A 6525-nucleotide genomic window follows, 5' to 3' on the forward strand; every position below is an offset into this window, starting at 1 on the left:
GGCCTCGGGGCGGGTCGGAGGGAAGTCTGCGGTGTCCGTGGTGTGCACGGCGGGCGTTCCGTCGGGATTCAGCCGTACGACGATGTGGCGGCGCCAGTGGGTGTCGTCGCGCTCGGCGTGGTCCTCGCGCCAGTGGCAGCCGCGGGTCTCCTCGCGCAGCCGGGCGGCGGCGACCAGGACGCGGGCCACGCACAGGAGGTTGGCGGTCTCCCAGGTGTCCACGCCGGGCTCGGCGGTCTTGCCGTTCTCCTCCAGGGCGTCGCGGGCCTCGGCGCGCAGCCGCTCGAGCCGGTCGGCGGCCGTGGCCAGGGACGTGGCGGAGCGCAGGACGCCCGCGCCCTCGGTCATGATCCGCTGGATCGCGAACCGGGCCTCGGGGGCGAGCAGGGGGTGCGCCGGCGTCTCCGGGTACGGGACGGGCCGCGGCACGCGCGCGTGGAGGCCGCCGTCCGCCCGTTCCCGTGCGATGCCGGCGGCGATGCGCTCGGCGTAGACCAGCCCCTCCAGCAGGGAGTTGGAGGCGAGCCGGTTGGCGCCGTGCACGCCGGTGCAGGCCACCTCACCGCACGCGTACAGACCGGGCACGGTCGTCCGGCCGTGGGAGTCCGTGCGCACGCCCCCGGAGGCGTAGTGGGCGGCCGGGGCGATCGGGACGGGCTCGGTGACCGGGTCGATGCCGTGGGCGCGGCAGGCGGCCAGGATCGTCGGGAAGCGGTGCTCCCACATCCGCGCGCCGAAGTGCCGGGCGTCGAGGAACATGTGCTCGGCGCCCTGCTCCCGCATCCGCCGCATGATGCCCTTGGCGACGATGTCCCGGGGCGCGAGCTCGGCCAGTTCGTGCTGTCCCGCCATGAAGCGCACGCCGTCGCCGTCGACCAGGTGGGCGCCCTCGCCGCGTACCGCCTCGGAGACCAGCGGCTGCTGGCCCTCGGCGTCGGCGCCGAGGAAGAGCACGGTCGGGTGGAACTGCACGAACTCCAGGTCGGAGACCTCCGCCCCCGCGCGCAGGGCGAGCGCCACGCCGTCGCCCGTGGACACGGACGGGTTGGTGGTCGCGGAGAACACCTGGCCCATGCCACCGGTGGCCAGGACCACGGCGGGCGCGTGCACGGCGCCCACGCCGTCGTGCTGGCCCTCGCCCATGACGTGCAGGGTCACGCCCGCGGCGCGGCCACCGGCGTCCGTGAGCAGGTCCAGGACGAGCGCGTTCTCGATGGTGCGCACTCCCGCCCGTCGCCCACCACCGCCCTTGGCCGAGAGCGCTTCGCGCTCGCCCCTCCCGGCCACGCGTACCGCCTCGACGAGCGCCCGGGAGATCTCCGCGCCCGTCGCGTCACCGCCCGCGTGGGCGATGCGGCGGCGGTGGTGGCCGCCCTCGCGGGTGAGCTGGATGCCGCCCTCGTCGTCGGTGTCGAAGTGCGCGCCGGTCGAGATCAGCCGCCGTACGGCGTCGGGGCCCTCGGTGACGAGGAGCCGTACGGCCTCCTCGTCGCACAGGCCCGCGCCGGCCACCAGGGTGTCGTCCAGGTGCTGCTCGGGGGTGTCGCCCTCGCCGAGGGCCGCCGCGATGCCGCCCTGGGCCCAGCGGGTGGAGCCGTCGTCGAGGCGGGCCTTGGTCACGACGACCGTCGCCAGGCCTGCGGCCTCGCAGCGCAGCGCGGCGGTCAGGCCGGCCACCCCGGAGCCGACGACCACGACGTCCGCGGCGATGGACCACCCGGGCGCGGGCGCGGGCAGTCGTATGCCTGTGCTGGTCACGAGGCGGCTCCGAGGGGTCCGAAGGTGAGGGGGAGGTTGTCGATCAGCCGGGTGGTCCCGACCCGGGCGGCGACGGCGAGGACGGCCTCGCCGGTGAAGTCGTCCTCGATCTCGGTGAAGTCGGAGGGGTCGACGAGGGCCAGGTAGTCGAGTTCGAGCGGCGGGTCGAGGCGCGCGGCCTCGTCCAGGACCAGCCGGGCGGCCGCGCGGACGGCGGCGGCCGCGCCGGGGGACGCCTTGGCGACGGCGGCGGCGTCGGCGGCCGCGCGGGTCTCCCCGAGCGCGCTGAGGGCCTCGGCACGCGCACGCGTGGAGGGCACTTCGCGGGCCCGCGCGCGCAGCGCCTCCTGGGCGGCGTGCCGGTCGCGGCCCGCGAACAGGGCCTGGGAGAGGGCCAGGGCGGTGCGCCGCTCCTGCGGGGAGAGGTAGCGGTTGCGGCTGGACAGGGCCAGGCCGTCGTCCTCGCGCACGGTCGGCACGGCGACGATCTCCACGCCGAAGTTCAGGTCGCGCACCATGCCGCGGATCAGGGCGAGCTGCTGGGCGTCCTTCTGGCCGTACAGGGCCACGTCGGGACGGGTCAGGTGCAGCAGCTTGGCGACCACGGTGAGCATGCCGTCGAAGTGCCCGGGGCGCGAGGCGCCCTCCAGGCGCTCGCCCATGGGGCCGGCGGTGATGCGGACCTGGGGTTCGCCGCCCGGGTAGACCTCCTCCGCGGACGGCGCGAACACGACGTCGGCGCCCGCCTGCTCGGCGACCTTCAGGTCGGCGTCCAGGGTGCGCGGGTAGCGGTCGAGGTCCTCGCCCGCGCCGAACTGCAGCGGGTTGACGAAGACGGTGACGATCACGAAGCCCTGGTCGCCGACGTGGGCGCGGGCCGCGCGGATCAGGGTGGCGTGGCCCTCGTGCAGGGCGCCCATGGTCATGACGACGGCGGTGCGTCCCGGGCCCGCGCAGTGGTCGCGCACGTACTCCAGGTCGTCCGCCGTGGGGGCGAGTTCGAACAGGGGGCGGTTCGTGCGACGGCTCATCGGTCTTCCCCGTTCTCGGGCAGGTCGGCACCGCCGGCGAGCACTCCCAGCAGGTCCTCGGCGAGCTCGGGCTTGAGCAGGCCGTGGGCGAGCGCGCGGTCGGCGGTGGCGCGGGCCATCGCCAGATAGCCGGCGACGGTCTGCGGGGCGTGCCGGCGCAGCTCGGTGACGTGGGCGGCGACCGTGCCGGCGTCCCCGCGCGCGACGGGGCCGGTCAGGGCCGCGTCGCCGGAGCGCAGGGCGTTGTCCAGGGCGGCGCCGAGCAGTGGGCCGAGCATCCGGTCGGGGGCCTCGACACCGGCCTCGCGCAGCAGCTCCATGGACTGCGCGACCAGCGTCACCAGGTGGTTGGCGCCCAGGGCGAGCGCCGCGTGGTACAGCGGCCGCATCTCCTCGGCGATCCACTCCGGCTCGCCGCCCATCTCGATGACCAGGGCCTCGGCGGCCAGCCGCAGCTCCTCGGGGGCGGTGACGCCGAAGGAGCACCCGGCCAGCCGCTGCACGTCGACGGGGGTGCCGGTGAAGGTCATCGCCGGGTGCAGGGCCAGCGGCAGCGCGCCCGCGCGCAGGGCGGGGTCGAGCACGTTCGCGCCGTACCGCCCGGAGGTGTGCACGAGCAGCTGTCCGGGCCGCACCGCGCCGGTCTCGGCCAGGCCCGCGACCAGCCCGGGCAGGGTGTCGTCGGGGACGGTCAGCAGCACCAGGTCGGCCCGCTGCAGCACCTCGGCGGGCAACACCAGGGGCACGCCGGGGAGCATCAGCTCGGCGCGCCGCCGGGAGGCGTCGGAGACTCCGGAGGCGGCCACCGGACGGTGTCCGGCGAGCTGGAGGGAGGCGGCGAGCGCGGGTCCCACCCGGCCGGCGCCGACGACGCCGACGGTGAGCCGCGCGGGACGGTCCCTGGGGTCTGGCTGTTGGCTTGTACTCACGCGACGACGGCCTTCCGTTCCAGTCCGCTTCGGGTACCGGACGATTTCTCGTCATGTTAACGCGATCGGTCCCGGGGCCGGCCGTTCGTCCACAGGCTGTGGGCTTCCCCACGGATCCGGTACGGAAATCAGGGTGCCCGCCGCGCCCGGCGCACGCGATGATCCGGGGCATGAGCGATACGGCGGAACGGGACGACCGGCGGGAAGAGCGGATCTCGGACGAGGAGCGGCGCAAGCGGCTGCGCGAGCGGCGCACAGGGGCGTACCGGAGCGCGGAGCGGGTGCTCGCGCGCCCCGGGTTCCTGGGAACGCTCCGGGAGCGGCTGGCGCTGCTGGAGCGGGCGGAGGAGGTGTACGACCTCGACGAGTCGTCGGACCTGTACGGCAACGGGGTCGTCGAGGCCCTGGAGGGGAAGGTCGCCCGTCTGCTCGGCAAGGAGGCCGCCGCCTTCTTCCCGACCGGCACGATGGCCCAGCAGGTCGCCCTGCGCTGCTGGGCGGGCCGCACCGGCAGCCCGGCCGTCGCGCTGCACGCCCTGGCCCATCCCGAGGTGCACGAGCGGCACGCCCTCAGCCAGGTCGCCGGTCTGCGCCCGGTGCGGATGACGAGCGCACCCCGGCTGCCGGCCGCCGAGGAAGTGCGCGGCCTCGACGAGCACTTCGGGGCGCTGATGCTCGAGCTCCCCCTCCGGGACGCCGGTTTCCTCCTGCCCACCTGGGAGGAGCTCACCGAGCTGGTCGAAGCGGCACGCGAGCGCGACGCGGTGGTGCACTTCGACGGCGCGCGCCTGTGGGAGACCACCGTCCACTTCGGCCGTCCGCTGGAGGAGATCGCGGACCTGGCCGACAGCGTGTACGTGTCGTTCTACAAGTCGCTCGACGGCTACGGCGGCGCCGCGCTCGCCGGTCCGGGGGAACTGGTGGAGGAGGCCAGGGCCTGGCGGCACCGGTACGGCGGCAACGTCTTCCAGCAGTTCCCCACGGCCCTGTCGGCGCTGGCCGGCCTGGAGCGGGAGCTGCCCCGCCTGCCCGAGTACGTACGGCACGCACGCGTGGTGGCCGCCGCACTGCGGGAGGGCTTCGCGGCGGCCGGGCTGCCGTGGGTGCGCGTGCACCCCGAGGTGCCGCACACCCACGAGTTCCAGCTCTGGCTGCCGTACGAGGCCGACGTGGCCGCCGAGGCCGCGATCCGGACCGCCGAGGAGACGGGCACGATGCTCTTCGCCTCCGGCTGGGACGCCCTGGGCCCGGGCCTCGCCTTCACCGAGGTCTCCGTGCGAGCCGCCGGACTGGAGTGGACGGCGGACGACGTACGGGCCGCGGTCGCGGAGTTCGCGGCACGGCTGGAGGGGAACGCCGGCGAGGGCGGGTGACCGCCCGGGCGCTGCCGGCACCTCCCGTCAGTCGAACCGGATGTGCCGGACGCCCACCCTCGCCTGTCTGAGCCGGGTCCGCAGCGGGCCCTCGGTGTTGGGCCTCAACGTCAGGCCGGCCAGGACGGCGATCCGGTCGGCCGTCTTCGGCACGGTCGAGCGGTCCGTCCACAGATGCTCGGCGAACTCCGGCTCGCGCAGCCGCTCGAGGCAGTGGTCGAGCTGCTGCACGGCCCAGGTCTTTCTGCCCAGGCCCGCGTTCTTCCCGCCGGCGTACGCGAGCAGATGCCCCAGGCCGCGCTCCCGCAGCCGCTTCAGGACGGTCTCGCGTTCCGCGAGGAGCGTGAAGTGCCGTACATCGTGGCCCAGTTCGCGCAGCCGGCCGACGGTCTCGGCGAAGTGGCCGAAGTCGGTGACGGTCATGGGGGCGACCACCACGCCCTCGTGCCGGGTGAGGGCCAGGTCCAGGACCTCGACCACGCCCTGCCGCCAGGACGCCAACTCCTGGAAGTCTCCGCGTAGTTCAGGCGGGAGCATACGACGCAGGCCGAAGCCTGCGTGCTCGGGATCGCAGATGACGCTGCCGGGCAGGCGGCGCTGGATCTCATGTGCGGTCTGTGTTTTTCCGCCCCCGAAGGGGCCGTTGATCCACAGGAGCATGCGCAGACCTTACCGAGCCGAGACCCTGCCGACGCCCGCCCGCTCCGCTCAGCCGTTTCCGCCGGCCCGGACGAGGCCGGTCTCGTAGGCCAGCACGACCACCTGCACCCGGTCGCGCAGGCCCAGCTTGGTCAGGATGCGGCCCACGTGGGTCTTCACGGTCGCCTCGGACAGCACCAGCCGGGCGGCGATCTCCCCGTTCGACAGGCCCTGCGCGACCAGCACCATGACCTCGCGCTCGCGCTCGGTGAGCCGCTGCAGCTCCTTGTGCTGCGGCCCCTTGCCGGCGGTGGGCAGCATCGGCGCGAACCGGTCGAGCAGACGGCGGGTGGTGGAGGGCGCGACGACGGCGTCGCCGCTGTGCACGGCGCGGATCGCGGCGAGCAGGTCGCCGGGCGGCACGTCCTTGAGCATGAACCCGGAGGCACCCGCCTTCAGCCCGGAGAAGGCGTACTCGTCGAGGTCGAAGGTGGTCAGTATCAGCACCTTCGGCGGGTCGGGCTCCGAGCAGATGCGGCGGGTGGTCTCCACACCGTCCAGCTTCGGCATGCGCACGTCCATCAGCACCACGTCCACGGCGGTCGCGCGCAGCACCTGCAGGGCCTCGACGCCGTCGCCCGCCTCCGCGACGACCTCCATGTCCGGCTGGGCGGCGAGCACCATCCGGAATCCGGTGCGCAGCAGTACCTGGTCGTCGACGAGCATCACGCGGATCGTCATCGGGGTCCTTCCGTCCTGGGGTCGGCGAGTCGGGGGCGAGTCAGGGGGCGTGGC

Annotated in this window: 6 protein-coding genes; 1 reads left to right on the forward strand and 5 read right to left on the reverse strand. The window is 74.7% G+C overall.

Going from position 1 to position 6525, the window contains the following annotated elements; genetic code table 11:
• The 3 genes from C1I97_RS28350 to C1I97_RS28360 all read right to left on the reverse strand — a co-directional run.
• The coding region (locus C1I97_RS28350; RefSeq protein WP_111005983.1) for an L-aspartate oxidase at window positions 1-1758 on the reverse strand (1758 nt) is incomplete at its 3' end.
• Window positions 1755-2789, reverse strand: coding sequence for a pantoate--beta-alanine ligase (panC, locus tag C1I97_RS28355; RefSeq protein WP_111005984.1), 1035 nt, complete (start codon window positions 2787-2789; stop codon window positions 1755-1757). The genes C1I97_RS28350 and panC, both read right to left, overlap by 4 nt.
• On the reverse strand, window positions 2786-3718 hold the full coding sequence (locus C1I97_RS28360; RefSeq protein ID WP_111005985.1) for a Rossmann-like and DUF2520 domain-containing protein: 933 nt from the start codon (window positions 3716-3718) through the stop codon (window positions 2786-2788). The genes panC and C1I97_RS28360 overlap by 4 nt, the downstream gene beginning before the upstream one ends.
• Before the next feature lie 170 nt (window positions 3719-3888).
• On the opposite strand from C1I97_RS28360, the gene C1I97_RS28365 reads away from it, so the two are divergent.
• On the forward strand, window positions 3889-5091 hold the full coding sequence (locus C1I97_RS28365; RefSeq protein ID WP_258382775.1) for a threonine aldolase family protein: 1203 nt from the start codon (window positions 3889-3891) through the stop codon (window positions 5089-5091).
• Window positions 5092-5118: 27 nt separating this feature from the next.
• Here the strand turns inward: C1I97_RS28365 and C1I97_RS28370 are convergent, their stop codons facing one another.
• Complete coding sequence (locus tag C1I97_RS28370) at window positions 5119-5751, reverse strand: AAA family ATPase (protein WP_111005987.1); 633 nt, start codon at window positions 5749-5751, stop codon at window positions 5119-5121.
• A 48-nt stretch (window positions 5752-5799) separates the two neighbouring features.
• Entirely contained in the window at window positions 5800-6471 is a 672-nt protein-coding gene (locus C1I97_RS28375; protein WP_111005988.1) for a response regulator, read from the reverse strand.
• Window positions 6472-6525: the final 54 nt, after the last annotated feature.

The sequence above is a fragment of the Streptomyces sp. NTH33 genome (assembly GCF_003236365.1).
GTDB lineage: Bacteria > Actinomycetota > Actinomycetes > Streptomycetales > Streptomycetaceae > Streptomyces.

Bases quoted from the DNA above. Each gene is read 5' to 3' on its own strand.
- C1I97_RS28370 (WP_111005987.1), bottom strand. From the start codon at position 5,751: ATGCTCCTGTGGATCAACGGCCCCTTCGGGGGCGGAAAAACACAGACC.
- panC (WP_111005984.1), bottom strand. From the start codon at position 2,789: ATGAGCCGTCGCACGAACCGCCCCCTGTTCGAACTCGCCCCCACGGCG.
- C1I97_RS28375 (WP_111005988.1), bottom strand. From the start codon at position 6,471: ATGACGATCCGCGTGATGCTCGTCGACGACCAGGTACTGCTGCGCACC.
- C1I97_RS28365 (WP_258382775.1), top strand. From the start codon at position 3,889: ATGAGCGATACGGCGGAACGGGACGACCGGCGGGAAGAGCGGATCTCG.